The organism is Pseudomonas sp. RA_15y_Pfl2_54 (genome assembly GCF_963971015.1).
In the GTDB taxonomy this organism is placed as follows: Bacteria; Pseudomonadota; Gammaproteobacteria; order Pseudomonadales; family Pseudomonadaceae; genus Aquipseudomonas; species Aquipseudomonas baetica_A.
This window is the reverse complement of record NZ_CAXAPN010000008.1, coordinates 108,270-135,023: the sequence shown is the minus strand read 5'-3', so window position 1 is coordinate 135,023 and position 26,754 is coordinate 108,270. Positions and strand designations below refer to the sequence as shown.

At 59.3% G+C, this 26,754-nt stretch carries 25 protein-coding genes; 24 read left to right on the top strand and 1 reads right to left on the bottom strand.

The genetic code is table 11. From position 1 onward, the window contains the following. The first annotated feature begins 7 nt into the window (after positions 1 to 7). The 17 genes from fliF to flhB all read left to right on the top strand — a co-directional run bounded on the left by fliF (position 8) and on the right by flhB (position 15,002). Complete coding sequence (fliF, locus tag AACY50_RS08445; RefSeq protein WP_339432609.1) at positions 8 to 1,795, top strand: flagellar basal-body MS-ring/collar protein FliF; 1,788 nt, start codon at positions 8 to 10, stop codon at positions 1,793 to 1,795. Then, positions 1,788 to 2,807 carry a flagellar motor switch protein FliG gene (gene fliG, locus AACY50_RS08440; RefSeq protein ID WP_007920042.1) on the top strand — a complete coding sequence of 340 codons (1,020 nt, stop codon included), beginning with the start codon at positions 1,788 to 1,790 and terminating at the stop codon, positions 2,805 to 2,807. Before fliF ends, fliG begins: the two co-directional genes overlap by 8 nt. 4 nt (positions 2,808 to 2,811) lie before the next feature. Then, positions 2,812 to 3,615: a flagellar assembly protein FliH gene (gene fliH / locus AACY50_RS08435; RefSeq protein ID WP_339432608.1), complete on the top strand. Its 804-nt coding sequence runs from the start codon at positions 2,812 to 2,814 to the stop codon at positions 3,613 to 3,615. After that, positions 3,605 to 4,963: a flagellar protein export ATPase FliI gene (fliI, locus tag AACY50_RS08430; protein WP_339432607.1), complete on the top strand. Its 1,359-nt coding sequence runs from the start codon at positions 3,605 to 3,607 to the stop codon at positions 4,961 to 4,963. Before fliH ends, fliI begins: the two co-directional genes overlap by 11 nt. A gap of 6 nt (positions 4,964 to 4,969) precedes the next feature. Beyond that, positions 4,970 to 5,419, top strand: a complete 450-nt coding sequence (fliJ, locus tag AACY50_RS08425) for a flagellar export protein FliJ (protein WP_339432606.1) — start codon at positions 4,970 to 4,972, stop codon at positions 5,417 to 5,419. A 110-nt stretch (positions 5,420 to 5,529) separates the two neighbouring features. Next, entirely contained in the window at positions 5,530 to 5,835 is a 306-nt protein-coding gene (locus AACY50_RS08420) for an STAS domain-containing protein (RefSeq protein WP_339432605.1), read from the top strand. Positions 5,836 to 5,840: 5 nt separating this feature from the next. Next, positions 5,841 to 7,544, top strand: coding sequence for an ATP-binding SpoIIE family protein phosphatase (locus AACY50_RS08415; RefSeq protein WP_339432604.1), 1,704 nt, complete (start codon positions 5,841 to 5,843; stop codon positions 7,542 to 7,544). Between the two features lie 31 nt (positions 7,545 to 7,575). Then, a complete protein-coding gene (locus AACY50_RS08410) occupies positions 7,576 to 7,923 on the top strand; it encodes an Hpt domain-containing protein (RefSeq protein WP_339432603.1) in 348 nt (115 codons plus the stop codon). A 106-nt stretch (positions 7,924 to 8,029) separates the two neighbouring features. Further along, on the top strand, positions 8,030 to 9,388 hold the full coding sequence (locus AACY50_RS08405) for a flagellar hook-length control protein FliK (RefSeq protein ID WP_339432602.1): 1,359 nt from the start codon (positions 8,030 to 8,032) through the stop codon (positions 9,386 to 9,388). A 211-nt stretch (positions 9,389 to 9,599) separates the two neighbouring features. Then, entirely contained in the window at positions 9,600 to 10,103 is a 504-nt protein-coding gene (gene fliL, locus AACY50_RS08400; protein ID WP_221731974.1) for a flagellar basal body-associated protein FliL, read from the top strand. A 9-nt stretch (positions 10,104 to 10,112) separates the two neighbouring features. Then, entirely contained in the window at positions 10,113 to 11,081 is a 969-nt protein-coding gene (fliM, locus tag AACY50_RS08395; protein WP_003222890.1) for a flagellar motor switch protein FliM, read from the top strand. 56 nt (positions 11,082 to 11,137) lie between these two features. Continuing rightward, positions 11,138 to 11,593: a flagellar motor switch protein FliN gene (gene fliN, locus AACY50_RS08390; protein ID WP_401138226.1), complete on the top strand. Its 456-nt coding sequence runs from the start codon at positions 11,138 to 11,140 to the stop codon at positions 11,591 to 11,593. Next, entirely contained in the window at positions 11,594 to 12,046 is a 453-nt protein-coding gene (gene fliO / locus AACY50_RS08385; RefSeq protein ID WP_339538439.1) for a flagellar biosynthetic protein FliO, read from the top strand. After that, entirely contained in the window at positions 12,046 to 12,804 is a 759-nt protein-coding gene (gene fliP, locus AACY50_RS08380; RefSeq protein ID WP_339432600.1) for a flagellar type III secretion system pore protein FliP, read from the top strand. The genes fliO and fliP overlap by 1 nt, the downstream gene beginning before the upstream one ends. After that, a complete protein-coding gene (gene fliQ / locus AACY50_RS08375) occupies positions 12,801 to 13,070 on the top strand; it encodes a flagellar biosynthesis protein FliQ (RefSeq protein ID WP_339432599.1) in 270 nt (89 codons plus the stop codon). Before fliP ends, fliQ begins: the two co-directional genes overlap by 4 nt. A gap of 3 nt (positions 13,071 to 13,073) precedes the next feature. Further along, positions 13,074 to 13,859 (top strand): flagellar biosynthetic protein FliR, encoded by a 786-nt coding sequence (fliR, locus tag AACY50_RS08370; protein ID WP_122593412.1) that lies wholly within the window; start codon positions 13,074 to 13,076, stop codon positions 13,857 to 13,859. Positions 13,860 to 13,862: 3 nt separating this feature from the next. Beyond that, on the top strand, positions 13,863 to 15,002 hold the full coding sequence (gene flhB, locus AACY50_RS08365) for a flagellar biosynthesis protein FlhB (protein ID WP_339538438.1): 1,140 nt from the start codon (positions 13,863 to 13,865) through the stop codon (positions 15,000 to 15,002). Positions 15,003 to 15,199: 197 nt separating this feature from the next. On the opposite strand, the gene AACY50_RS08360 is transcribed toward flhB, so the two are convergent. Next, on the bottom strand, positions 15,200 to 17,509 hold the full coding sequence (locus AACY50_RS08360; RefSeq protein WP_339538437.1) for a hypothetical protein: 2,310 nt from the start codon (positions 17,507 to 17,509) through the stop codon (positions 15,200 to 15,202). Between the two features lie 380 nt (positions 17,510 to 17,889). Between AACY50_RS08360 and flhA the strand changes: the two genes are divergently transcribed. The 7 genes from flhA to AACY50_RS08325 all read left to right on the top strand — a co-directional run bounded on the left by flhA (position 17,890) and on the right by AACY50_RS08325 (position 26,726). Continuing rightward, complete coding sequence (flhA, locus tag AACY50_RS08355; protein WP_339433589.1) at positions 17,890 to 20,019, top strand: flagellar biosynthesis protein FlhA; 2,130 nt, start codon at positions 17,890 to 17,892, stop codon at positions 20,017 to 20,019. An 11-nt stretch (positions 20,020 to 20,030) separates the two neighbouring features. Beyond that, positions 20,031 to 21,371, top strand: coding sequence for a flagellar biosynthesis protein FlhF (flhF, locus tag AACY50_RS08350; protein ID WP_339433590.1), 1,341 nt, complete (start codon positions 20,031 to 20,033; stop codon positions 21,369 to 21,371). Between the two features lie 116 nt (positions 21,372 to 21,487). Then, positions 21,488 to 22,318, top strand: a complete 831-nt coding sequence (gene fleN / locus AACY50_RS08345) for a flagellar synthesis regulator FleN (protein WP_003222917.1) — start codon at positions 21,488 to 21,490, stop codon at positions 22,316 to 22,318. Continuing rightward, a complete protein-coding gene (gene fliA, locus AACY50_RS08340; RefSeq protein WP_003222919.1) occupies positions 22,315 to 23,055 on the top strand; it encodes an RNA polymerase sigma factor FliA in 741 nt (246 codons plus the stop codon). Before fleN ends, fliA begins: the two co-directional genes overlap by 4 nt. A 167-nt stretch (positions 23,056 to 23,222) precedes the next feature. Continuing rightward, entirely contained in the window at positions 23,223 to 23,594 is a 372-nt protein-coding gene (locus tag AACY50_RS08335; protein ID WP_221731959.1) for a chemotaxis response regulator CheY, read from the top strand. Positions 23,595 to 23,612: 18 nt separating this feature from the next. Continuing rightward, a complete protein-coding gene (locus AACY50_RS08330; protein WP_339465209.1) occupies positions 23,613 to 24,401 on the top strand; it encodes a protein phosphatase CheZ in 789 nt (262 codons plus the stop codon). A 54-nt stretch (positions 24,402 to 24,455) separates the two neighbouring features. Beyond that, positions 24,456 to 26,726: a chemotaxis protein CheA gene (locus AACY50_RS08325; protein ID WP_339494933.1), complete on the top strand. Its 2,271-nt coding sequence runs from the start codon at positions 24,456 to 24,458 to the stop codon at positions 26,724 to 26,726. Positions 26,727 to 26,754: the final 28 nt, after the last annotated feature.

The following is a 26,754-nucleotide window of genomic DNA, read 5'->3' as shown; positions in this document are numbered from 1 at the left end:
TTGAGTCATGGCAGAAGCAGTCGCCGATAATGTTCCGGCCAAGGCCACCCCGATAGACGGCAAACCGCCGCTGTTCGGTCTGTCCTTCCTGGAAAACCTCTCCGAGATGACCATGCTGCGTCAGGTAGGCCTGTTGGTCGGCCTGGCTGCGAGTGTGGCGATTGGCTTTGCCGTGGTGTTGTGGTCGCAGCAGCCGGATTACCGTCCGTTGTACGGCAGCCTTGCCGGCATGGACGCCAAACAGGTCATGGACACCCTGGCCTCCGCCGACATCCCTTATACCGTCGAGCCGAATTCCGGCGCCTTGCTGGTCAAGGCCGATGACCTGTCCCGTGCGCGGATGAAACTCGCTGCCGCTGGTGTCACTCCCAGCGACGGCAATATCGGTTTCGAGATCCTCGACAAGGAACAGGGGCTGGGCACCAGCCAGTTCATGGAAGCGACCCGTTATCGTCGTGGCCTGGAAGGTGAACTGGCGCGCACCATTTCCAGCCTGAACAACGTCAAGGGTGCTCGTGTGCACCTGGCGATTCCGAAGAGTTCGGTATTCGTGCGTGATGAGCGCAAGCCGAGTGCCTCGGTTCTGGTTGAACTGTACTCCGGTCGTTCGCTGGAGCCAGGTCAGGTGGTGGCGATCATCAACCTGGTGGCGACTTCCGTTCCCGAGCTGAGCAAATCGCAGATCACTGTCGTTGACCAGAAGGGCAACCTGCTCTCTGATCAGGCGGAAAACTCCGAAATGACCATGGCCGGCAAGCAGTTCGATTACAGCCGCCGCATGGAAAGCATGCTCACCCAGCGCGTGCACAACATTCTGCAACCGGTACTGGGCAACGACCGCTACAAGGCCGAAGTCTCGGCCGATATCGATTTCAACGCCGTCGAATCCACTGCCGAACAGTTCAACCCGGATCAACCGGCGTTGCGCAGCGAGCAGTCGGTCAACGAGCAGCGTACCGCCAGCAACGGCCCGCAAGGTGTGCCAGGGGCGCTGAGCAACCAGCCGCCGTCGCCAGCTTCGGCGCCGCAAACCACCGGTGGTGCTGCCACTGCGGCTGGCATGATCCAGCCAGGTCAACCATTGGTTGATGCCAACGGTCAGCAGATCATGGACCCGGCCACCGGCCAGCCGATGCTCGCGCCGTACCCGGCTGACAAGCGTCAACAATCCACCAAGAACTTCGAACTCGATCGCTCCATCAGCCACACCAAGCAGCAGCAGGGTCGCCTGAATCGGCTGTCGGTGTCGGTGGTGGTCGACGATCAGGTCAAGGTCAATGCGGCCAACGGGGAAATCACCCGCGCGCCGTGGAGCGCCGATGAATTGGCGCGCTTCACCCGTCTGGTGCAGGACGCCGTCGGTTTCGACGCCAGCCGTGGCGACAGCGTCAGCGTGATCAACATGCCGTTCTCCGCCGAGCGCGGCGAAGTGATTGCCGATATTCCGTTCTACTCCCAGCCATGGTTCTGGGACATCGTCAAACAGGTGCTGGGTGTGTTGTTCATCCTGGTGCTGGTGTTTGGTGTGCTGCGTCCGGTGCTCAACAACATCACCGGCGGCGGCAAAGGCAAGGAGCTGGCCGGTTTGGGCAGCGACGTGGAACTCGGTGGCATGGGCGGCCTGGACGGCGAACTTTCCAACGACCGCGTAAGCCTCGGTGGTCCGCAGAGCATTCTGTTGCCGAGCCCGAGCGAGGGTTATGACGCGCAGCTAAATGCAATCAAGAGTCTGGTGGCTGAAGACCCGGGTCGCGTGGCTCAGGTCGTGAAAGAGTGGATTAACGCAGATGAGTGATAACCGAGCCGCTACCGTCAAACTGAACAAGGTCGACAAAGCCGCGATTCTGCTGCTGTCCCTGGGTTCGACCGATGCTGCGCAAGTGCTGCGCCACATGGGGCCCAAAGAGGTTCAGCGTGTGGGTGTGGCCATGGCGCAGATGGGCAACGTCCATCGCGAGCAGGTCGAGCAGGTCATGAGCGAGTTCGTCGACATCGTCGGCGACCAGACCAGCCTGGGCGTCGGTTCCGACGACTATGTGCGCAAAATGCTCACCCAGGCCCTGGGTGAAGACAAGGCCAACGGCCTGATCGACCGCATCCTGCTCGGTGGCAACACCAGCGGCCTGGACAGCCTGAAATGGATGGAGCCGCGTGCCGTTGCCGACGTCATTCGTTACGAGCACCCGCAGATCCAGGCCATCGTGGTCGCGTACCTCGATCCGGATCAGGCCGGTGAGGTGCTTGGCAACTTCGACCACAAGGTGCGTCTGGACATCATCCTGCGCGTCTCGTCGTTGAACACCGTGCAGCCAGCGGCACTGAAAGAACTGAACCAGATTCTCGAGAAGCAGTTCTCCGGCAACTCGAACGCCTCGCGCACCACCCTGGGTGGCATCAAGCGTGCGGCGGACATCATGAACTTCCTCGACAGCTCGATCGAAGGGCAGCTCATGGACTCGATCCGCGAAGTCGACGAAGACCTGTCCGGTCAGATCGAAGACCTCATGTTCGTGTTCAACAACCTGGCCGATGTCGACGACCGCGGCATTCAGGCGCTGCTGCGCGAAGTGTCTTCCGACGTGCTGGTGCTGGCCCTCAAGGGTTCGGACGAAGGCGTCAAAGAGAAGATCTTCAAGAACATGTCCAAACGTGCGGCCGAACTGTTGCGCGACGACCTCGAGGCCAAAGGTCCGGTGCGTGTCAGCGACGTGGAAACGGCACAGAAAGAAATCCTCACCATTGCCCGTCGTATGGCCGAAGCCGGCGAGATTGTGCTCGGTGGCAAGGGCGGCGAGGAAATGATCTAAGCCCATGGACAAGCATGACGATGTGACGGATCTGATCCGTGCCCGGGATGTTCGCAGTTTCGAGTCCTGGGCACTGCCCAGTTTCGATCCGCCGAAACCGGAACCCGAGCCGGAGCCGGAGCCCGAACCGCCGGAAATGGAAGAAGTGCCGCTGGAAGAAGTCCAGCCACTGACCCTGGAAGAACTCGAAAGCATCCGTCAGGAGGCCTACAACGAGGGTTTCGCCATCGGCGAAAAAGAGGGTTTTCACAGTGCCACGCTCAAGGTGCGTCAAGAGGCCGAAGTGGCCTTGGAGGCTAAACTTGTCAGCCTTGAGCAATTGATGGGGCATCTGTTCGAGCCCATCGCCGAACAAGACACGCAGATCGAAAAGTCGTTGGTCGACCTCGTACAGCACATCACCAAACAGGTGATCAAGCGCGAGTTGGCCATCGACTCGAGCCAGATCGAACACGTCATGCGCGACGCCCTCAAGCTGCTGCCGCTGGGCGTCGATAATGTGCGCTTGTACATCAACCCTCAGGACTTCGAACAGGCCAAAGCCCTGCGCGAGCGTCATGAGGAAACCTGGCGCATCGTCGAGGACGAATCCTTGATGCCGGGTGGGTGCCGCGTTGAAACCGAGCAAAGCCGAATCGACGCGAGCATTGAAACCCGCGTCACTCAGATCATGGACAAGCTGTTCGATCAGTTGCACGAACAGGCTCTGCACCCGGCCGCGCCGGACTTGAGTCTGGATATCCCTGAGGACGCCAAACCGGTGGCGGCCCCAGACGAGCCGCTCGCGGACGCCACCGATGCGCCTTGAACGCACCAGTTTCGCCAAGCGCCTGAGCACTTATGCCGAGGCCACTGAAATGGCCGGTGCGCCCATTCTCGAAGGTCGCCTGCTGCGGATGGTCGGCCTCACGCTGGAAGCCGAAGGCCTGCGCGCAGCCATGGGCACGCGCTGTCTGGTGATCAACGACGACAGCTATCACCCTTCGCAGGTTGAAGCGGAAGTCATGGGCTTCTCCGGTAGCAAAGTCTTTTTGATGCCGGTCGGCAGCGTCGCCGGTATCGCCCCGGGCGCCCGTGTGGTGCCGCTGGCCGATACCGGTCGCTTGCCGATGGGCATGAGCATGCTCGGTCGTGTGCTCGACGGCGCCGGTCGCGCGCTGGACGGCAAGGGCGGCATGAAAGCCGAAGACTGGGTGCCGATGGACGGCCCGACGATCAACCCGCTCAACCGTGACCCGATCAGTGTTCCACTGGATGTGGGCATTCGTTGCATCAACGGTTTGTTGACGGTCGGCCGGGGGCAGCGACTGGGCCTGTTCGCCGGTACCGGTGTCGGTAAATCCGTATTGCTGGGCATGATGACTCGCTTCACTGAGGCCGACATTATCGTCGTGGGTCTGATCGGTGAGCGGGGTCGTGAAGTCAAGGAGTTCATCGAGCACATTCTCGGTGAAGAAGGCCTCAAGCGTTCGGTGGTGGTGGCCTCGCCAGCGGACGATGCGCCGTTGATGCGTCTGCGCGCAGCCATGTACTGCACGCGGATCGCCGAGTATTTTCGCGACAAGGGCAAGAACGTTCTGTTGCTGATGGATTCGTTGACCCGTTTTGCCCAGGCCCAGCGGGAAATCGCCCTGGCCATCGGCGAGCCGCCCGCGACCAAGGGGTATCCGCCGTCGGTGTTTGCCAAGTTGCCCAAGTTGGTGGAGCGCGCCGGTAATGCGGAGAAGGGCGGGGGATCGATTACCGCGTTCTATACCGTGTTGTCCGAAGGCGATGACCAGCAGGACCCGATTGCCGACTCGGCCCGAGGCGTACTTGACGGCCACATCGTGCTGTCCCGGCGCCTGGCCGAGGAAGGGCACTACCCGGCCATCGATATCGAAGCGTCGATCAGTCGGGTAATGCCAGCGGTGGTGTCGTCGGAACACATGCAGCGCGCGCAGTATTTCAAACAGCTATGGTCGCGTTATCAGCAGAGTCGCGATCTGATCAGCGTCGGCGCTTATGTTGCAGGTGGTGACCGCGAGACCGATCTGGCGATTTCCCTGCAACCACAATTGGTCAGGTATCAGCGTCAGGGGCTGAACGACAGCATCAACATGGGGGAGAGCCAAGCCTATCTTGAAACCCTCTTCGCGCCAGCGGCGGGCGGATAACCGGCCATGGCTGTCAGCCGAGCAGCGCGCCTGGCGCCGGTAGTGGACATGGCCGAGCAAGCCGAGAAAACCGCCGTGCAGCGTTTGGGCTATTTCCAGGGGCAAGTGAAGGTAGCCGAAAGCAAGCTCGCCGACCTGCATGCCTTTCGCCTGGATTACTCGCAGCAATGGATTGTGCGCGGCAGCACCGGTGTTAGCGGGCAATGGCTGCTAGGGTTTCAGGGGTTTCTGGCGCAACTCGACACCGCCGTTGATCAGCAGCGCCAGAGCCTGGTCTGGCATCAGAATAATTTGGACAAGGCGCGTGAGGCTTGGCAGCAGGCCTTCGCCAAAGTTGAAGGCCTGCGCAAACTGGTGCAGCGCTATCGCGAGGAGGCGCAGCGCCTTGAAGACAAACGCGAGCAGAAGTTGCTCGACGAGTTGTCCCAACGTCTACCCCGACATGATCCTTACTAAAAATAAGTACCTCAAGCTCGTACATGTATTTGATCGTGTATTGCGCCTTGCTCCTGCGCATGCCAAGTGCTAAACCTTGTACACGTTCGCAATGACAAGGAAGCCAGTCAATGTCAGTCGTTAGAGAAGTATCTCCGGATGGTCAAAAACTGACGATCTCGGTCAAGGGGCGTTTCGATTTCGGTCGCCATCAGGAGTTTCGCGAGTCTTATGAGGGGCTCAGCCGTAAGCCTGAGTCCATCGTGGTCGACCTTAAAGACGCGACCTATCTCGACAGCTCTGCGCTGGGCATGCTGCTCCTGCTGCGCGATCATGCTGGCGGTGATGAATCGGACGTACGGGTGGTCAACAGCAGCTCCGACGTACGCAAAATTCTCGCCATTTCCAACTTCGACAAGCTCTTCCACATCAGTTGACGACCATGCAGGCGCAAGAGCCGCTGACGATCCTGATCGCCGAAGACAGCGCCGCTGACCGTTTGCTGCTGTCGACCATCGTTCGTCGTCAGGGCCATGAAGTGCTCACGGCGGCCAACGGTGCCGAAGCCGTCGATATTTTCCGCCGTCAGCAACCCAGTCTTGTCCTGATGGACGCGATGATGCCGGTGATGGACGGTTTCGAGGCCGCGCGACAGATCAAGGCGCTGGCAGGGGAAACCCTGGTGCCGATCATCTTCCTCACGTCGCTGACCGAAAGTGAAGCCCTGGCGCGTTGCCTTGAGGCAGGAGGTGACGACTTTCTGGCGAAGCCCTACAACCAGGTCATCCTCGCCGCCAAAATCAAGGCGATGGATCGGTTGCGCCGTTTGCAGGCCACTGTGCTGCAACAGCGCGACCTGATTGCCAAACATCACCATTATTTGCTCAATGAGCAACGTGTCGCCAAAGCGGTGTTTGATAAGGTCGCGCATTCCGGTTGTCTGAGTGCGCCGAATATCCGCTATTTGCAATCGCCCTATGCGCTGTTCAATGGTGACCTGCTGCTGGCGGCGCACACCCCCGCGGGCGACATGTATTTGCTGTTAGGCGATTTTACCGGCCACGGTTTGCCGGCCGCGGTGGGTGCCATGCCGTTGGCCGAAGTGTTTTACGGCATGACGGCCAAGGGCTACGGCCTGGCCGAAACCCTGCGAGAGATGAATGCCAAGCTCAAGCGTATTTTGCCGGTGGACATGTTTTGCTGCGCAACGCTGCTGTGCCTGAGTTTCCAGAGGCGTTCGGTGGAGGTCTGGAACGGCGGCATGCCTGACGGCTATCTGCACCGGATTGCCAGCGGCGAGCGTATTCCGTTGGCCGCGCAGCATCTGCCGCTGGGCGTTCTGAGTCCGCAAGCGTTCGATGACAGTACGCAAGTCTATCCGATGGCTGTCGGTGATCGGGTTTTCCTGTTGTCCGACGGGGTGATCGACACCAGCAATGCCCATGATCAACTGTTCGGTGTCGAGCGTTTGCAGCAGGTGTTTGCTGCCAATCGCGAGCCTGATCGGTTGTTCGAGGATATCGAGCGGGCGCTGTGCGATTTTCGTGGTGAGGCGCGTGATGACGTGAGCATGGTCGAGATCAGCCTGCTGGAGCCAGTGCAGGCCAATCCTTCGCAGCCGATGTATTCGGACAGCGGCCAGTCGTGCCCGCTGGACTGGTCGGTGAGCTTCGAGTTTCGCGGCGCTACGCTCAAGCGTTTCAATCCATTGCCATACCTGTTGCAGTTGCTGCTCGAAGTGCATGGGTTGCGAGCGCAAAGCGGCGCGTTGTACAGCGTGCTCGCCGAGTTGTATTCCAATGCACTGGAGCACGGAGTGTTGGGGCTGGATTCCAGTCTCAAACGCGATGCTGCCGGATTCGCCCGCTACTATGAACAGCGCAATGCGCGTCTGGAAGCATTGCAGGACGGTTATGTCCGCGTACATCTACAGGTGCAGCCGCAAGGTTCAGGTGGCTGTCTGGTCATTCGGGTTGAAGACAGTGGCAAGGGCTTTGATGTTGCCCGGGTGATGGATCGGCCAATCGAAGATGTCCGTCTGTCGGGGCGTGGTGTCAGCTTGATCCGCCAATTGGGGCGCAACGCGAGCTGGTCGGACCAGGGCCGTAGTGCCCGCGTGGAATTTTCCTGGGGGGTTGGTGCATAATCCGCGCAATTCTTGATCAAGGAGTGAGCAAGTGACTGACGAACATGTGGATCACGAAACGCTGAGCGTCCTGCGCGAAGTCATGGAGGAAGGTTACCCGGAACTGCTGGATACCTTTCTGGCCGACTCCAGGCTGCGTCTGGACGATCTTCAAGTCACCGTCGACGCCAAAGCGCTGTCGGACGTTGCCCATAGTTTCAAGGGCAGTGCCAGTAACATGGGAGCCATTCGATTGGCTGAACTGTGTCGTGAACTGGAAGCCGAAGCCAAGGACAAGAGTGCGACGCAAATTGCCCAACTGATCGCCGATATCATTGGCGAGTTTGAGTTTATAAGCGCTGTCTACGAAAAAGAGCGACAGCAAGCGCTGACTCACTGACTCCCACCGTCCGGCGCTTTTCTTCGGCGCCGGACAAAACTGGCCCGGCACTTGCAGCTATCTCGGTCAACTGTACCTACGATCCCAGTGCAGCGGAGACCGTTTTATGCCTGCGACCCCCAACATTCTTCTTCAGAGCGCCGCTCAGGCGAAGGCTCAAGCTGCCTCTGCCAAGTCGTCGGCAATGGCCCTGGACGCCGGGGGCAAGGCCTCAAGCTTCGCTGAAGTGTTTGCCGATCAAGGCCCGAGAAAATCTGCCGCAACCCCCGACATGGCGATTAAACCGGCGCGTGACAAGGTTGCTGACAACAGCGGTAAAACGGACGTTGGCAAGGATTCGGCTGCCGCCGCACAACCGACGGTTGCCGATAGCGGCAATGACTTGCCTGCCGACAAAACACCGGCAGCCGACGACAAGACAAACAACAGCGACGACAGCCCGGACACCGCTCAGGCCCCAGTGGCGGACGCTACACCGGTCGATCCGGCACTGGCAGAAAGCGTGCAACCGGTCGTCACGGCTCCTGTGGGGCCGGCCCCGGTTGTCGAAGCGACACCTTCCACCAAAACCGATACCCCGGCAGTAGCCTTGCAGCCCAGTGCGGTCAAGGACCCTTCGGCCACCGCCGACAGTGATTTCGACCCGGCAGCCGATCCCCTCGACTCGCTCCCGGTGGTGCGCATGGCGATGGAGCAGGGCGGACACATTTCCTCTGCCAGTCAGGCGCAACCCAAAGCTGCTCCCGCACAGGCTCAGGCCGACGGTGAATTGACCTCGGCGCAGAACTTCGCCGCGGGCATGGCCAGCATGCTCGATGTGCAGGCCGACAAGGACAGTACCAGTCAGGGTGGGGAGAAGGCTTTCAGCGGCCTGATCGATGACGGGCTCAAAGACCTCAAATCCGCCACCAGTGACACTCGGGTCGACGACTTCGCCAACCGTCTGGCGGCACTGACCCAGGCAGCCACGCCTAAGACCGCCAACGTCGTACCGGTAAGCCAGCCAATCGCCATGCATCAAAGCGGCTGGACTGAAGAAGTGGTCAACCGCGTCATGTATCTGTCGAGCGCCAATCTGAAGGCGGCGGATATTCAGTTGCAGCCGGCTGAACTGGGGCGTCTGGATATCCGGGTCAATATGGTTCCGGACCAGCAGACTCAGGTGACGTTCATGAGTGCACACCCGAGTGTGCGTGAGGCGCTGGACGGGCAGATGCATCGTCTGCGCGAGATGTTCGCCCAGCAGGGTATGGGGCAGGTCGACGTCAATGTGTCTGACCAGAACCGTGGCTGGCAGGGGCAGCAAGGTCAGGATCAGGCGCAGCAGGGCCAAAGCGGTCGCACCAGTGCTGCCGGTGGCCGACTGGATTCGGCGGATGAAGAATTGGCGCCTGTCAGCGTGGCCGAAGCTGTCGCGCAGACCACCAGCGTGATTGGCTCCAGCGCCGTCGACTACTACGCCTGACACAACCCAGTACCCCCTGTGGGAGCGGGCTTGCTCGCGAATGCGCAATGACATTCAACATTAATGTTGGCTGACACACTGCATTCGCGAGCAAGCCCGCTCCCACATTGGTTTTGTGTGTTCTCCCAATTTGCTCCGACACTTCTGGCATAACACTTGCTCTTGCCTTGCCGTGCGACTGTGAAAACCCGAATAGTGACGGATTATTGGCATGGCGAAGAGCGAAACAGCAGCAGTAAAAGACCCTGCAACCAAAGGCAAACTCAAGCTGATCATTGTGATCGTGCTGGCATTGCTGCTGGCCATCGGCGCGTCTGTGGGGGCGACCTGGTTCTTCATGCACAGTGCCCAGAGCAAATCTGCCGAGGCGGCCGAGACTGTTCCGGTTGGTAAGCAACCGGCGATTTTCGAGCCGATGGCGCCGGCATTCGTCGCCAACTACAACCAGAACGGCCGTCAGCGCTACATGCAGGTGAGTATCACCATGCTGGCGCGTAATCAGGCCGATCTGGAAGCGCTCAAAGTGCACATGCCGGTGATCCGCAATAACCTGGTGATGCTCTTCTCCGGTCAGGATTTTGCCACTCTGGCGACCCCGGTCGGGCAAGAGATGTTGCGCCAGAAGGCCACAGCCAGCGTCCAGGAAGTGGCGCAGAAAGAGCTGGGCAAAGTGGTGATCGAACAGTTGCTTTTCACTAATTTCGTACTGCAGTAGGAACACGACATGGCCGTGCAGGATCTGCTGTCCCAGGATGAAATCGACGCGTTGTTGCATGGCGTCGACGATGGTCTGGTACAGACCGATAACGCTGCCGAACCCGGCAGTGTCAAAAGCTACGACCTGACCAGTCAGGATCGCATCGTCCGCGGGCGTATGCCGACCCTGGAAATGATCAACGAGCGTTTTGCCCGCTACACACGTATCAGCATGTTCAACATGCTGCGCCGCTCGGCGGACGTTGCCGTCGGTGGCGTGCAGGTGATGAAGTTCGGCGAATACGTGCACTCGCTGTACGTGCCGACCAGTCTCAACCTGGTCAAGATCAAACCTTTGCGCGGCACCGCGCTGTTCATCCTCGACGCCAAACTGGTGTTCAAACTGGTGGACAACTTCTTCGGCGGCGACGGCCGTCACGCCAAGATCGAAGGGCGTGAGTTCACCCCGACCGAACTGCGCGTGGTGCGCATGGTGCTGGAGCAGGCGTTCGTCGATCTGAAAGAAGCCTGGCAGGCGATCATGGAAGTCAATTTCGAGTACATCAACTCGGAAGTGAACCCGGCCATGGCCAACATCGTCGGCCCGAGCGAAGCGATTGTGGTCTCCACGTTCCACATCGAACTCGATGGCGGTGGCGGCGATCTGCACGTGACCATGCCGTACTCGATGATCGAGCCGGTGCGCGAAATGCTCGACGCCGGTTTCCAGTCCGATCTCGACGATCAGGACGAACGCTGGGTCAACGCCCTGCGCCAGGACGTGCTCGATGTCGACGTACCGATCGGCGCCACCGTTGCTCGCCGTCAGTTGAAGCTGCGCGACATCCTGCACATGCAGCCGGGCGATGTGATCCCGGTTGAAATGCCGGAAGACATGATCATGCGCGCCAACGGCGTGCCAGCCTTCAAGGTCAAGATGGGTTCGCACAAAGGCAACCTCGCGTTGCAGGTAATCGAGCCCATCGAGCGTCGCTGAAGCGGCGCTCTCACCCCCACACATTTAGCTGAATTTTTGCCCGCCGAGGACAAATGATGAACGACGATATGAACGCCCAGGACGATCAGGCACTGGCCGATGAATGGGCTGCTGCCCTGGAAGAGACTGGCGACGGCCAGGCTGACATCGACGCCTTGCTGGCCGCTGATGCCGGCGCATCGAGCTCCGACCGTCTGACGATGGAAGAGTTTGGCAGCGTGCCGAAGAATAACGACCCGGTCACACTGGACGGTCCGAACCTGGACGTGATCCTGGATATCCCGGTGTCCATCTCGATGGAAGTGGGCAGTACCGACATCAACATTCGCAATCTGCTGCAACTGAACCAGGGGTCAGTGATCGAGCTCGATCGTCTGGCGGGTGAGCCGCTGGATGTGCTGGTCAACGGCACCCTGATCGCTCACGGTGAAGTGGTCGTGGTCAACGAGAAGTTCGGCATCCGCCTGACCGACGTGATCAGCCCAAGCGAACGCATCAAGAAGCTGCGCTGAGTGAAACGGTTTCTCTGGGCTTTGCTGGCATTGCCGCTGAGCGTGCTGGCCGCCGAACCGTCGACCGCCACCAGTGTGCCTGCTGCGACCGCGCCAATGGTGAGCAGCGGTGTGGCCGGGCAATTGACGCAGTTGGTGTTTGGCCTGTTGCTGGTGCTGGGGGTGATCTTCTTCCTTGCCTGGCTGTTGCGCCGGGTCCAGCAGGCCGGACCTGCCGGCAAGGGGCAAGTGATCGAACTGATCGGTTCACGCGCACTCGGTCCGCGTGACCGCTTGCTGCTGGTGCAGGTCGGCAACGAGCAGATTTTGCTTGGGCTCAGCCCCGGCACCATCACCGCGCTGCATGTGCTCAAGGAACCGGTCGAAGTGCCTGCGACCCGTGAAAAAGCGACCCCTGAATTTGCTCAGCATCTGCTGAAGATTCTCGGCAAGGATCAGAAGGATACGAAGTAATGGGTGCGCTACGCATCGTCTTGACGCTGGCCCTGTTGCTGGCCGCGCCACTGGCGTTCGCCGCCGATCCGTTGTCGATCCCGGCAATCACGCTGGGCACCAACGCCGACGGCGCGCAGGAGTATTCGGTCAGTCTGCAGATTCTGCTGATCATGACCGCGCTGAGCTTTATCCCGGCGGCGGTCATCCTGATGACCAGTTTCACCCGGATCATCATCGTCTTCTCGATTCTGCGTCAGGCCCTTGGCCTGCAACAGACACCGTCGAACCAGATCCTCACAGGTATGGCGCTGTTTTTGACGATGTTCATCATGGCGCCAGTGTTCGACCGGGTGAACAACGATGCCTTGCAACCCTATCTGGCGGAAAAACTCACCGCTCAGCAAGCGGTGGAAAAGGCGCAGGTGCCGATCAAGGACTTCATGCTCGCGCAGACTCGTTCCAGCGACCTTGAGCTGTTCATGCGTCTGTCCAAACGTACCGACATCGCCACGCCTGATCAGGCGCCGCTGACGATTCTGGTACCGGCGTTTGTCACTTCGGAGCTTAAAACCGCGTTCCAGATCGGTTTCATGATCTTCATCCCGTTCCTGATCATCGACCTGGTCGTGGCCAGTGTGCTGATGGCGATGGGTATGATGATGCTCTCGCCGCTGATCATTTCGCTGCCGTTCAAGATCATGCTGTTCGTACTGGTCGATGGCTGGGCGCTGATCATCGGCACCCTGGCCAGCAGTTTCGGAGGTGTCTCGCCATGACGCCAGAAGTCGCCGTCGATATCTTTCGTGAAGCACTGTGGCTGACTACATTGATGGTTGCGATTCTGGTGGTGCCGAGCCTGTTGGTCGGTTTGATGGTGGCGATGTTCCAGGCCGCGACCCAGATCAACGAACAGACCCTGAGCTTCCTGCCGCGTCTGCTGGTGATGCTGGTGACCCTGATCGTCGCAGGCCCCTGGATCGTGCAGACGTTCATGGAATACATCATCCAGTTGTACAAAAACATACCGATGGTCATCGGCTAAGCCATGCAATCGCTGCTTCAGCTGACCGATACCCAGATCAGTACCTGGGTGGCCTCGTTCATGTTGCCGCTGTTTCGCGTCGCCTCAATGCTCATGGTGATGCCAGTGTTCGGCACGACCCTGGTGTCGCGCCGGATACGCTTGTATTTCGCCGTGGCCATCACCGTGTGCATTGCGCCGAGCCTGCCGCCGATGCCGGCGGTCAGCCCATTGGATCTCAGCGGTTTGCTGCTGATTGCCGAGCAGATCCTGGTCGGCGCCGTTCTGGGGTTTTCCCTGCAGTTGTTCTTTCAGGCGTTTGCCGTGGCCGGACAGATCGTCGCGATACAGATGGGTATGGGCTTCGCCTCGATGGTCGACCCGGCCAACGGCGTCTCGGTGGCGGTGATCGGGCAGTTCTTTACCATGCTCGTGACCCTGTTGTTCCTGTCGATGAACGGCCATTTGGTAGTGTTCGAAGTCCTCACCGAAAGCTTCACCACGCTGCCCGTCGGCGGCGGTTTGATGACCGCGCAGTACTGGGAGCTGGCCGGCAAACTCGGCTGGGTGCTGGGGGCTGCATTATTGCTGGTATTGCCGGCGGTCACTGCGCTGCTGGTGGTCAACATCGCGTTTGGCGTGATGACCCGTGCGGCGCCTCAATTGAACATTTTCTCCATCGGTTTCCCGCTGACTCTGGTGCTCGGGCTGTTCATCGTCTGGGTTGGTCTGGCGGATATTCTCAATCAGTATCAACCGCTGGCCACCGAGGCCTTGCAGTTGTTACGCGAACTGGCACGGGCGCGCTGAGTCATGGCGGAGAGCGAAAGTGGTCAGGACAAAACAGAAGACCCCACGGAAAAACGTAAAAAGGACTCCCGCGAGAAGGGTGAGATCGCTCGTTCCAAAGAACTCAACACCCTTGCCGTGATGATGGCCGGTGCCGGCGCGCTGCTGGTGTTCGGCGGCATGTTGGCTGAAGACTTGATGGAGCTGATGCGCCTGAACTTCACGCTGTCCCGTGAGGTAATCATGGATCAGGGCTCCATGGGCGCGTTTCTGTTGCAGTCGGGCCAGATGGCGCTGTTGGCGATCCAGCCGATCATGATCACCCTGCTGCTGGCGGCGCTGATCGGGCCGATTTCCCTCGGGGGCTGGCTGTTTGCGGCGGGCTCCATGGCGCCCAAGTTCAGTCGGATGAACCCGGCGTCGGGCCTGAAGCGGATGTTTTCGTTCAAGGCGGTGGTCGAACTGCTCAAGGCGCTGGCCAAGTTTCTGATTACCTTGGGCGTGGCGTTGGCGGTGTTGTCGGCGGACGTCGACGACTTTTTGCGGATCGCCCACGAGCCGCTTGAAATGGCCATCATTCACAGCGTCACGCTGGTCGGCTGGAGTGCGTTGTGGCTGGCCTGTGGCCTGATCATCATCGCCGCCGTCGACGTGCCGGTGCAGCTCTGGGAAGCCCACAAGAAACTGCTGATGACCAAGCAGGAAGTGCGCGACGAGCACAAGGACCAGGAAGGGCGGCCGGAGGTCAAGCAGCGCATTCGCCAGACCCAGCGCGAAATGTCCCAGCGGCGGATGATGGCGGCGATTCCCGACGCCGACGTGGTCATCACCAACCCGACCCACTACGCCGTCGCCCTCAAGTACGATTCGGAGAAGGGCGGCGCGCCGATACTGCTGGCCAAGGGCAGCGACTTCCTCGCCTTGAAGATTCGCGAAATCGCCGTGGCCAACAACGTTTTGCTCCTCGAATCGCCGGGGCTGGCGCGCTCGATCTACTACTCCACCGAACTTGAGCAGGAAATTCCTGGTGGCCTCTACCTGGCGGTTGCTCAGGTGTTGGCCTACGTCTACCAGATTCGCCAATACCGCGCCGGCAAGGGCAAACGCCCGGATCCGCTCAAGGATGATTTGCCGATTCCGCCGGATCTACGCCGCGATTCCTGATGTTGCTGTGATGAAAAACTTGTGTAGGCAGTGAGGCCCCCTTCGCGAGCAAGCTCGCTCTCGGTGGTGGATCAGCGATTTGTGAGCGGCGCGCATCCCCTGTGGGAGCGCGTCTGTCCCTGAGGCGTATCTGTTGCAGCCGCGATCCTTTGAGCCGGAAAAGCGGAAAACGTGGTCTGGGCCCGTGGTCCCTCTCCTTAGTCATGGACTATCGTAATATTATCCAGGTAGAAGCCGCCGTCGCTGGAAAGTTCTGCCGTTGCATCTATTTGAAAGGAAGAAATGTATCGTCCTGGAGGTGCTTTATATTCAAAAGGCCGTGGGACTGGGGTGCTGTCGGAAAAATAAGGGAGTTGTCTTGTTTCTATGTAGTTAACACTGGTGTCAAAAAATGTAATGGTGTTTGGTCTATGGATATATCGGAGTTCGAATTTTATTCTCGTCGCAGGACCCTCCCAGCTAAAATTGACTATCGAACCGCTAGAAATAACAATCATCCGACCCTGGTATGGGTAATCATATACGCCCGTAATCATTGTATCTTGTACATTTTTCAATGCATTTATAATCAAGCCACTCGTAAGTCTTACAGGTGTATTTGTAAAAAAGGTCTGGACCGGAGTGCTATCAAAATTTTCATATATTGAAAGGGCACTTTTTATTATGTAAGAGCGTAGCGGAAAAATCACTGCTCCAGCTTTATCGGTGGAACCGTCCAGATTGATCGCGCATGCAATCTTAAGCACACTTCCGTCCTTGAGTTCTTTGATAAATTCAACAGGCACCTCCACCGACAATTGATCTGCCGAATCATTAGGTTCTCCCGACCGGACGTCCGTGCTGACAGGGTTATCATTCTTGTCAAAGCCTGAGCAAGTCACCCAGAGCGGTTGACCTGGTTCGAACAACAACCATTTCTGCGCAAGAATCCGCGCGTCTGGCATGAGTTCTTTAACTTCCAGCACATCACTGGTGTTGCCTGCGATGTTCGGTGTCGGTAACCGCCGGTCATTCTCGGCGATAGGTTGGATAGTCAGCACCAGATCCGGGGACTCACCTTCGGATTTTCCTCCGCGAATCAATTCCCAGCGCAATTTGATGGTTGTTCCGCGCCGTTCGACGAGAAACGCGGGATCAAGTTTGAAGTTGGCGCGTTTATTCTGGTTGAGCGTCAGTAACGGAAAGGGCTTTGCGTCGGGCTTGGGGTCAACTTCCAGCAACCGAGCCTGGTCCCCCGGCAAGGCCAAGAGGTGTTCGACGCGCACAGTGACACCTTCTTCGTAGGCCAACACATCAACCGGGTTGGTCGCCGGTGCCACCAAGGTTGGCGGCTTCAGATCGACCGGGATTGTGCCCGTCACCGTTGCGGTGGCCGTATTGGAACTCCCCACCAACCCCACATTGGGCCTGTGCAATTCATAAATCGCAGTCACCTTGCTGCCAGCGAAGACCTTGTCATTGGACACTTCAAGAAAACTGGGCAATTTCCCAAGGAACGGATCCTCTTCGACTTTACCCCTGACGACCACGGGGGCGGTTTGCCCGGTAGTGGTATAGGTCGCCACAATCTCGTCTCCCACCACAAAGCGGTTGTCTTTGGTCATCACGACCAGCAGCAATGGCCCGCCCGCCAGTTTTTCCAGGTCAATGATGCTCGCGTCATCACCGGGATAGTCTTCTTTGCGCTCCAGCAGAATTGGCATCGGCAGCAGGACGCCATCCAGATCCTCATCCACGCTATGCACCGGCGACCACGGCGTGTCCGGGCCGTTGCCGAGCTGGTCGGTGACGGTGTAGGAGAAATGCAGTTTTTTATCCAGCCGTTTCGCCTGGTCCAGAAAGGCGCGGGTGACGGTGAAGCAAATGGTGATGGGGGTTTCGTCACCGGGGTTCGGCGGTTGCGGCGCCTGATTCTGATTGACCTTGGGCTTGGGTTCCAGCAGTTCGCCGTTGCACTTGAGGGTGATGAGGTCATACGCCCGGCAATACGGGTAGGCCACGCACACTTCGGCGCTGACGAAGTCCGGGCCGACGCCGTTCTTGATCACATCGGGCAGCAGCAACTTGAGTTCGGAGTGGCCACCAGAGCTGTCATACCGATCCTTCAGGCCGGGGCGGATGAGGTTGTAGAGGATTTCCAGCGGTGGTGTGGAAGTGCCTCGATTGGCGCTGCCACGCTTGACGGTGTAGTGCATCTTGTTGACCTTGTCCGGATGCAGGCGACCCCTGGGAATGCGCAACGTGGTGCGCACGTCCGGATCGACAATGGTTTCGCTGTCCAGTGCTTCCGATTCATTCTCAAGCCAAAGCTCCATGACATCGCCGGGATCCATGGTGCCCTGCTCCGGTGGATCGACGAGGACAAAGGCGCCTTCACCGTCGGCGACCAGATCATAGTTCAACAAAGACACGCCGATATGTGCACCTACCACGGGGGTGGTGTGGCCGGTGACTATTGGCGGGCGAAGGACGAGGACGGTGTTGTCCGGTGGGGTTGAGGTGGTCATGGATGAGGCTCCTGCGCGGTGGGAACGGGCAGGGGTTATCAGAGCGCTTAATTGGAGATTGCGCACCTGTCAGATCTGACAGGTGTCGACATGTCTCAGACGAGTGGTCATTGAATGGATAAAAAAACCGTCGTCCCGGTTGATTCGGAACGGCGGTTTTTTTGGGGGAAGATATTGCCTGGGAGTCAGCTTTCGCGAGCAGGCTCGCTCCCCAGTTTGGAATGCATTTCAATCTGACATTTGGAATGCGGTCCCCTGTAGGAGTGAGTTTATTCCCTCGCTATTTCGTTCCCCGGCAAAAGTTGGAAAGCTTCTTGCAGTACCCGCCGTGAGCCCGCTCTGGGCGTCAAAAGTTTGCTTTAAAGGAACGAGGAAAACCGGTGGATCGCTCTCAGTTACTCAACAGTGCTCGCTCGAACGTTGCCGATCTCAGTCGAGGCAATCTGGGCGTGCCGCTGTTGCTGCTGGTCATGCTGGCCATGATGATGTTGCCGGTGCCGCCGTTCCTGCTGGACGTGTTTTTCACCTTCAACATAGCCCTGTCAATCGTCGTCCTGCTGGTTTGCGTTTACGCCCTGCGGCCGCTGGATTTCGCGGTGTTCCCGACGATTCTGCTGGTCGCGACCCTGCTGCGGCTGGCGCTCAACGTGGCGTCGACGCGGGTGGTGATGCTCAACGGTCAGGATGGTCACGCGGCTGCCGGTAAGGTGATCCAGGCCTTCGGTGAGGTGGTGATCGGCGGTAACTACGTGGTGGGTATCGTGGTCTTCGCGATCCTGATGATCATCAACTTCGTCGTGGTGACCAAAGGCGCCGGGCGGATTTCCGAGGTGAGCGCGCGCTTCACCCTCGATGCGATGCCTGGCAAGCAAATGGCGATTGACGCCGACCTCAACGCCGGTCTGATCGATCAGAACCAGGCCAAGGCTCGCCGTTCGGAAGTCGCCCAAGAGGCCGAGTTCTACGGTTCGATGGACGGTGCGAGCAAGTTCGTGCGCGGTGACGCCATCGCCGGTCTGCTGATTCTGTTCATCAACCTCATTGGCGGCGTGGCCGTCGGTATCTTCCAGCACCACATGAGTTTCGCCGAAGCGGGCAAGGTTTACGCCTTGTTGACCATCGGTGACGGTTTGGTGGCGCAATTGCCATCACTGTTGTTATCGACAGCGGCAGCGATCATGGTGACGCGTGCTTCCGGTTCGGAAGACATGGGCAAACAGATCAGCCGTCAGATGTTCGCCTCGCCCAAAGCGCTGGCGGTTGCAGCGGGGCTGATGGCGGTCATGGGCCTGGTGCCGGGCATGCCGCACTTCTCGTTCCTGAGCATGGCCGCGCTGGCCGCCGGTGGCGCCTATCTGTTCTGGAAAAAACAAAGTGTCGCCAAGGTTCAAGCGCTGCAAGAGGTCAAGCGTCAGCAAGAGTTGCTGCCATCGCCGGCCCGCGCCATGGAAACCAAAGAGCTGGGTTGGGACGACGTGACCCCGATCGACATGATCGGCCTGGAAGTGGGCTATCGCCTGATCCCGCTGGTGGATCGCAATCAGGGTGGACAATTGCTGGCGCGAATCAAGGGCGTGCGCAAAAAGCTCTCGCAGGATCTGGGCTTCCTGATGCCGACCGTGCATATCCGCGACAACCTCGATCTGGCGCCGAGCGCCTATCGCCTGACCCTGATGGGTGTGATCCTCGCCGAGGCGGAGATCTACCCGGATCGCGAGTTGGCAATCAATCCGGGGCAGGTCTACGGCGCGCTCAACGGTATCAACGCCAAAGATCCGGCTTTCGGACTGGAAGCGGTGTGGATCGAAATCAGCCAGCGGGCGCAGGCGCAATCGCTGGGTTACACGGTGGTCGATGCGAGCACCGTGGTCGCCACTCACCTGAACCAGATTCTGTACAAGCATTCCAGCGAGTTGATCGGCCACGAAGAAGTGCAGCAACTCATGCAGTTGCTGGCCAAAAGTTCGCCGAAACTGGCTGAAGAGCTGGTGCCGGGTGTGCTTTCGCTGTCGCAACTGCTCAAAGTATTGCAGGCGCTGTTGGCCGAACACGTGCCGGTGCGCGACATCCGCAGCATTGCCGAAGCTATCGCCAACAACGCCGCGAAGAGTCAAGATACCGCCGCGTTGGTGGCTGCTGTGCGGGTCGGCGTATCGCGCGCCATCGTCCAAAGCATTGTAGGCACTGAGTCCGAGCTGCCTGTGATCACCTTGGAACCAAGGTTGGAACAAATATTGCTCAATAGTCTGCAGAAGGCAGGACAAGGCTCGGAAGAGGGCGTTCTGCTGGAACCAAGCATGGCCGAGAAGCTGCAGCGTTCGCTCATCGAAGCGGCGCAGCGTCAGGAAATGCAAGGTCAACCGGTGATTCTGTTGGTAGCAGGTCCGATCCGCGCGATGCTCTCGCGTTTTGGTCGCCTCGCCGTCCCAGGGCTGCATGTGCTGGCCTACCAGGAAATTCCGGACAACAAGCAAGTGACGATCGTTGCGACAGTAGGGCCCAACGGCTGAGGTAGTGGTTTATGCAAGTTAAGCGTTTTTTCGCCGCCGATATGCGTCAGGCCATGAAGCTGGTTCGTGATGAGCTGGGCGCTGATGCCGCCATCATTGGCAACCGCCGCATTGCCGGCGGCGTCGAGCTGACGGCGGCGCTGGATTACAAATTGTCGGCGCTGGCGCCGCGGGTTCCGAACATTGAACTCGAAGATGAGCTGCGCAAGACCCAGTCGCGCATCGTCACCGCTCAGGCCGAGTTGAGCCTGCGTGGCGAAGCCGATGGCAATAGCAATCGCCAGATCTTCGCCGGCCTGCCGTTGACCGCTGGCCTGCCGCTGACCGCTGCTGAACCGCTGAGCGAGCCGACTTACGCCGCACCAGCGCGTCCGGCCCCGGCGCCTGCGCAGTCTTCCGGTGGTGTTGATCCGCGTGCACTGGATTCGATGCGTTTTGAATTGAACAGCCTGCGCGAACTGATGGAAGTGCAGCTTGGCACGCTGGCCTGGAATCAGTTGCAAGGCAAGCGTCCGGCGCAAGCCAACCTGTATCGTCGTCTGCAACGTATCGGTCTCTCCGGTCCGTTGTCGCGCGATCTGCTGGCGATGATCACCGATATCGAAGAACCTCGTCAGGCCTGGCGCATGCTGCTGGCGCACCTGGCGCGGATGATCGCCGTACCGGAAGTCGAGCCGCTGGAAGAAGGCGGGGTGATCGCCATGGTCGGTCCGGCAGGTATGGGCAAGACCACCACGCTGGCTAAACTCGCTGCCCGTTATGTGCTTAAGTACGGCGCGCAGAACGTTGCGCTGGTGAGCATGGACAGTTTCCGTATCGGCGCTCAGGAACAATTGAAGACCCTGGGTCGTATCCTCAATGTGCCGGTGACGCACGTCGACCCGGGCCAATCGCTGGTGCAGGCGCTGGATCCATTGCTGCGCAAGCGCGTGGTGCTGATCGATACCGCGGGCCTGCAAGCCAGCGATCCGGCACTGCGCATGCAGCTCGAAAGTCTGGCCGGGCGAGGCATCCGTTCAAAAAATTATCTGGTCTTGGCAACCACCAGCCAGAAACAGGTTCTAACCGCCGCTTATCATAGTTACAAGCGTTGCGGGCTTGCCGGGTGCATCCTGACTAAACTGGATGAAACGGCCAGCCTTGGCGAAGTGTTGAGCCTGGCGATCAGTCATGAATTGCCGGTCGCGTACCTGACCGATGGCCCACGGATTCCGGATGATCTGCATCTGCCGCGCCGTCATCAACTGGTCAGCCGCGCCGTCAGCGTGCAAATGCAGGAAGAACCCAGCGAAGAAGCCATGGCTGACATGTTCGCTGATATCTATCACAGCCCGACCAAGCAGGTAGGCTGAGGTATTCATGAACAGTTTTTGTACCTACATCGATGGTCTGCCATGCATTGTTCAGGTTGTGAACGCGCAGCCAGTAATGTGGCCTCCGTCTATGCAAGACAAGGTAAAGAAATAACATGGGCAGCATGCATCCCGTACAGGTGATCGCGGTGACCGGCGGCAAAGGTGGCGTCGGGAAAACTAACGTGTCAGTGAACTTGTCGCTGGCGCTGGCAGAGCTTGGCCGTCGGGTCATGCTGCTGGACGCCGATCTGGGACTGGCGAACGTCGACGTTCTGCTGGGGCTGACCCCCAAACGCACGCTGGCCGATGTGATCGAAGGCCGCTGCGAACTGCGCGACGTGCTGTTGCAAGGCCCGGGCGGAATTCGCATCGTGCCGGCGGCGTCCGGCACCCAGAGCATGGTTCACCTGAGCCCGGCGCAACATGCCGGCCTGATTCAGGCCTTCAGCGACATCGGCGACAATCTCGACGTGCTGGTGATCGACACCGCTGCGGGCATTGGTGACTCGGTAGTCAGTTTCGTGCGCGCGGCGCAGGAAGTGTTGCTGGTGGTTTGCGACGAGCCGACTTCGATCACCGACGCCTACGCACTGATCAAACTGTTGAACCGTGATTACGGCATGAACCGCTTCCGCGTCCTGGCCAACATGGCGCAGAGCCCGCAGGAGGGCCGTAACCTGTTCGCCAAGTTGACCAAGGTCACGGATCGCTTCCTTGATGTGGCCCTACAATACGTCGGCGCCGTGCCCTACGACGAAAGCGTGCGCAAGGCCGTGCAGAAGCAGCGTGCAGTCTATGAAGCCTTTCCGCGTTCCAAGTGCGCACTGGCGTTCAAGGCCATCGCGCAGAAGGTCGACACCTGGCCACTGCCGGCCAACCCGCGTGGCCACCTTGAGTTTTTCGTCGAGCGCCTCGTGCAGCAAACGGCAGGGCCCGTGCTATGACAGCCAGCGGTATGAATTACTACAAGAAGTCGGCGCGTGACGCGCAGTACGAACTGATCGAGCGTTACGCGCCACTGGTCAAGCGCATTGCCTACCACTTGCTGGCACGCCTGCCGGCCAGCGTGCAGGTCGAGGATCTGATCCAGGCCGGCATGATCGGTCTGCTTGAAGTCTCGACCAAATACGACGCCAGCAAAGGTGCCAGTTTCGAAACGTACGCGGGCATTCGAATCCGCGGCGCGATGCTCGACGAAGTGCGCAAAGGGGACTGGGCGCCACGCTCGGTTCACCGCAACACCCGTATGGTCAGCGACGCAATTCGCGCAATTGAAGCTAAAACCGGCCGTGATGCTAAAGATCACGAGGTTGCGGCCGAACTCCAATTGAGTCTCGACGATTACTACGGGATTTTGAATGACACCCTGGGCAGTCGCTTGTTCAGTTTCGACGACCTGTTGCAGGACGGCGAACACGAAGGGCTGCACGAGGATGGCGCCAGTGCTCATCTTGAGCCGTCACGCGATCTGGAAGATGAACGCTTCCAGGCAGCGCTGGCGGACGCGATTGCCAATTTGCCGGAGCGTGAGCGACTGGTGTTGGCGCTGTACTACGACGAAGAGCTGAACCTCAAGGAGATCGGTGAAGTCCTTGGCGTCAGTGAATCGCGGGTCAGCCAGTTACACAGCCAGTGCGCGGCCCGTTTGCGGGGGCGTTTGGGGGAGTGGCGAGCGCGCTGAAGGCAGTGTGGGGACACTGCGAACGAGGCCGGTGCGGTGATGAGCGGCACCGGTCTTGCTCCGTTGTGTTCCAGACAGTCTTCGAGTGCTACGCCGGAATGATTGAAATGGCGCGTCCAGGTGCTGGGCGCGTTTAAGACTGCTTGGAGGTCGAATTGGACAAAAACATGAAAATCCTCATCGTTGATGACTTCTCAACGATGCGGCGGATCATCAAGAACCTGCTGCGTGATCTGGGGTTCACCAACACCGTCGAGGCCGACGATGGCATTACCGCCATTCCGGTACTCAACAGCGGAAACATCGACTTTCTGGTAACGGACTGGAACATGCCGGGCATGACCGGTATCGACCTGCTGCGCCACGTGCGTGCCGATGAAAAACTCAAGCACCTGCCCGTGCTGATGGTGACCGCTGAAGCCAAGCGCGAACAGATCATCGAAGCGGCCCAGGCCGGTGTTAACGGCTACGTGGTCAAACCTTTCACGGCCCAGGCGTTGAAAGAAAAAATCGAGAAGATTTTCGAACGCATCGGCTGATGAACGCGCGGGGGAGCTATGGAGCATAACGAATCTTCACAGGGCGATTTCGAGTCGACCCTGAAAAAACACGCGGTCGAACTGGTCGAAAGCCTTGAAAAAGGCAGGTTCGGCGACGCTGTGCAACTGATCCATGAGCTCAATCAGACCCGTGACCGCGGCCTGTATCAGGAAGTGGGCAAGCTCACGCGCGAACTGCACAGTGCGATTGTCAACTTTCAGATCGATCCGCACATGCCGCAGGCTGAGGAAGTGTCGCAAATCACCGACGCCACCGAGCGTCTGGGCTATGTGGTCAAGCTGACAGAAGCCGCGGCCAACCGCACCATGGATCTGGTGGAAAGCGCCACGCCGCTGGTCAATGGCCTGGCTGAAGAAGCCCAGGCGCTGAGCACCGATTGGGGCCGCTTCATGCGTCGCGAGGTCGGGGCTGAAGAGTTCCGTGAACTGGCGCGCCGGGTCGACGGTTTTCTGTCGCGCAGCAGCACGGACAACCGTGCGGTGTCGGGCAATCTGAACGACATCCTCCTCGCCCAGGATTACCAGGACCTCACCGGTCAGGTGATCAAGCGTGTGACGCAACTGGTCACCGAAGTCGAAAGCAATTTGCTCAAACTCGTGCTCATGGCCAGTCAGGTGGACCGCTTTGCGGGCATCGAACATGACCGTGAGGCGATGCTTGCAGAAAAAGATCCACAAAAACATCTCTCGCAGGGTGAAGGTCCGCAGATTCATGCCGATAAACGAGAAGACGTTGTGTCCGGTCAGGACGATGTGGACGATTTGTTATCCAGCCTTGGGTTCTAGAGTTTTGGAATTTTAGGTTTTTTGGGTTTTTAGACCTGTAGGAGCACCCCATTAATGAGCTTCGGCGCCGATGAAGAGATCCTTCAGGATTTCCTGGTTGAGGCCGGCGAGATTCTTGAGCAACTGTCCGAACAACTGGTCGAGCTGGAAAGCCGTCCGGATGATGCAGATCTGCTCAATGCAATTTTTCGCGGTTTCCACACTGTAAAAGGGGGCGCCGGCTTCCTTCAGCTCAACGAGCTGGTGGAGTGCTGTCACATCGCCGAAAACGTGTTCGACATCCTGCGTAAGGGTGAGCGGCGCGTTGATGCAGAACTGATGGACGTTGTCCTCGAAGCACTGGACGCGGTGAACAGCATGTTCAGCGAAGTCCGCGAACGTGCACCGATCACGGCGGCCACCCCGCAGCTGCTGGCCGCCCTGGCGCGTCTGGCCGAGCCGCAAACGGCGGACGAAGCCCCGGCATCTCCCGTGGCCGAGATGATCGAAGACCTGGTCGTCGAAGGCGATTCGGGCGACGTCACCGATAACGAATTTGAACAACTGCTGGACTCGCTGAACGCCGTCAAGGCTGAAGCCCAAGCCCCGGCGGCTGCTGCGCCTGCGCCAGCTGCCGATGCGGCCGCCAGCGATGAAATTACCGATGCCGAGTTCGAGTCATTGCTCGATCAGTTGCACGGTAAAGGCCAGTTCGCGGCTGACGCTGTAGCACCGGCGGCTCCGGCGGCTCCGGCAGCACCGGCGGCGGGCGACAGCTCGGACATCACCGATGACGAATTCGAAGCGTTGCTCGATCAGTTGCACGGCAAAGGCAATTTCGCCGTTGATGCGCTGGAGTCGGCGATTGCCTCGGCACCTGCTGCGCCAGCCGCACCGGCGGCCGCCGCTGCCGGCAGCGATCTGATCAGCGATCACGAGTTCGAATCGCTGCTCGACGAATTGCATGGCAAAGGCAAGTTCTCTGAAGTTGGCACCGCTGCTACGGGTTCCGCTTCGACTGTTGCCACGCCAGCCGCCAAGGCCCCGGCCGCTGCTGCGCCCAAACCTGCGGCCAAGCCTGAACCAAAAGCCGAAACGCCAAAACCGGCTGCCGCTGCCGCACCGGCGCCTGCCCGCGCTCCAGCAGCACCGCCACCGGAAAAACCGGCGAGCGAAGCCGAGACGACTGTGCGGGTCGACACCGCGCGTCTCGACGAAATCATGAACATGGTCGGCGAACTGGTGCTGGTGCGTAACCGTCTGGTGCGCCTGGGTCTGAACAGTGGTGACGAAGCCATGTCCAAAGCCGTGTCGAACCTGGACGTGGTGACGGCTGACTTGCAGACCGCGGTAATGAAAACCCGGATGCAGCCGATCAAGAAGGTCTTCGGGCGCTTCCCACGCCTGGTTCGAGACCTGGCGCGTCAGCTCAAGAAAGAGATCAACCTGGAACTGGTCGGCGAAGAAACCGACCTGGACAAAAACCTTGTCGAGGCTCTGGCCGACCCGCTGGTCCACTTGGTGCGCAACGCGGTCGACCACGGTATCGAATCGCCGGAAGAACGTGAAGATTCAGGCAAGGCGCGGGGCGGCAAAGTCGTTCTGGCGGCCGAGCAGGAAGGCGATCACATTCTTCTGTCGATCTCCGATGACGGCAAAGGCATGGACCCGAACGTTCTGCGTGCCATCGCGGTAAAACGCGGTGTGATGGACAAGGACGCGGCCGATCGCCTGAGCGATAGCGAGTGCTACAACCTGATCTTCGCCCCGGGCTTCTCGACCAAGACCGAGATCTCCGACGTGTCCGGCCGCGGTGTCGGCATGGACGTGGTGAAGACCAAGATTTCCCAGCTCAACGGTTCGATCAACATCTACTCGACCAAGGGCCAGGGCTCGAAGATTGTCATCAAGGTACCGCTGACGCTTGCGATCATGCCGACCCTGATGGTGATGCTCGGCAATCAGGCGTTCGCGTTCCCGTTGGTCAACGTCAACGAAATCTTCCACCTCGACCTGTCGACGACCAACGTCGTGGACGGCCAGGAAGTGGTGATCGTGCGGGACAAGGCGCTGCCATTGTTCTACCTCAAGCGCTGGCTGGTCAGCTCCGCCGCTCACGAAGAGCAGCGCGAAGGCCATGTGGTGATCCTTTCGGTGGGCACTCAGCGGATCGGCTTCGTCGTCGATCAACTGGTCGGCCAGGAAGAAGTGGTCATCAAGCCATTGGGCAAAATGCTGCAGGGCACTCCGGGCATGTCCGGCGCCACCATCACCGGTGACGGCCGCATTGCACTGATTCTCGATGTTCCAAGCATGCTCAAGCGTTACGCCGCACGGCGTATTTGAATCCGGGGCAGCGGGGCGATAACGTCCC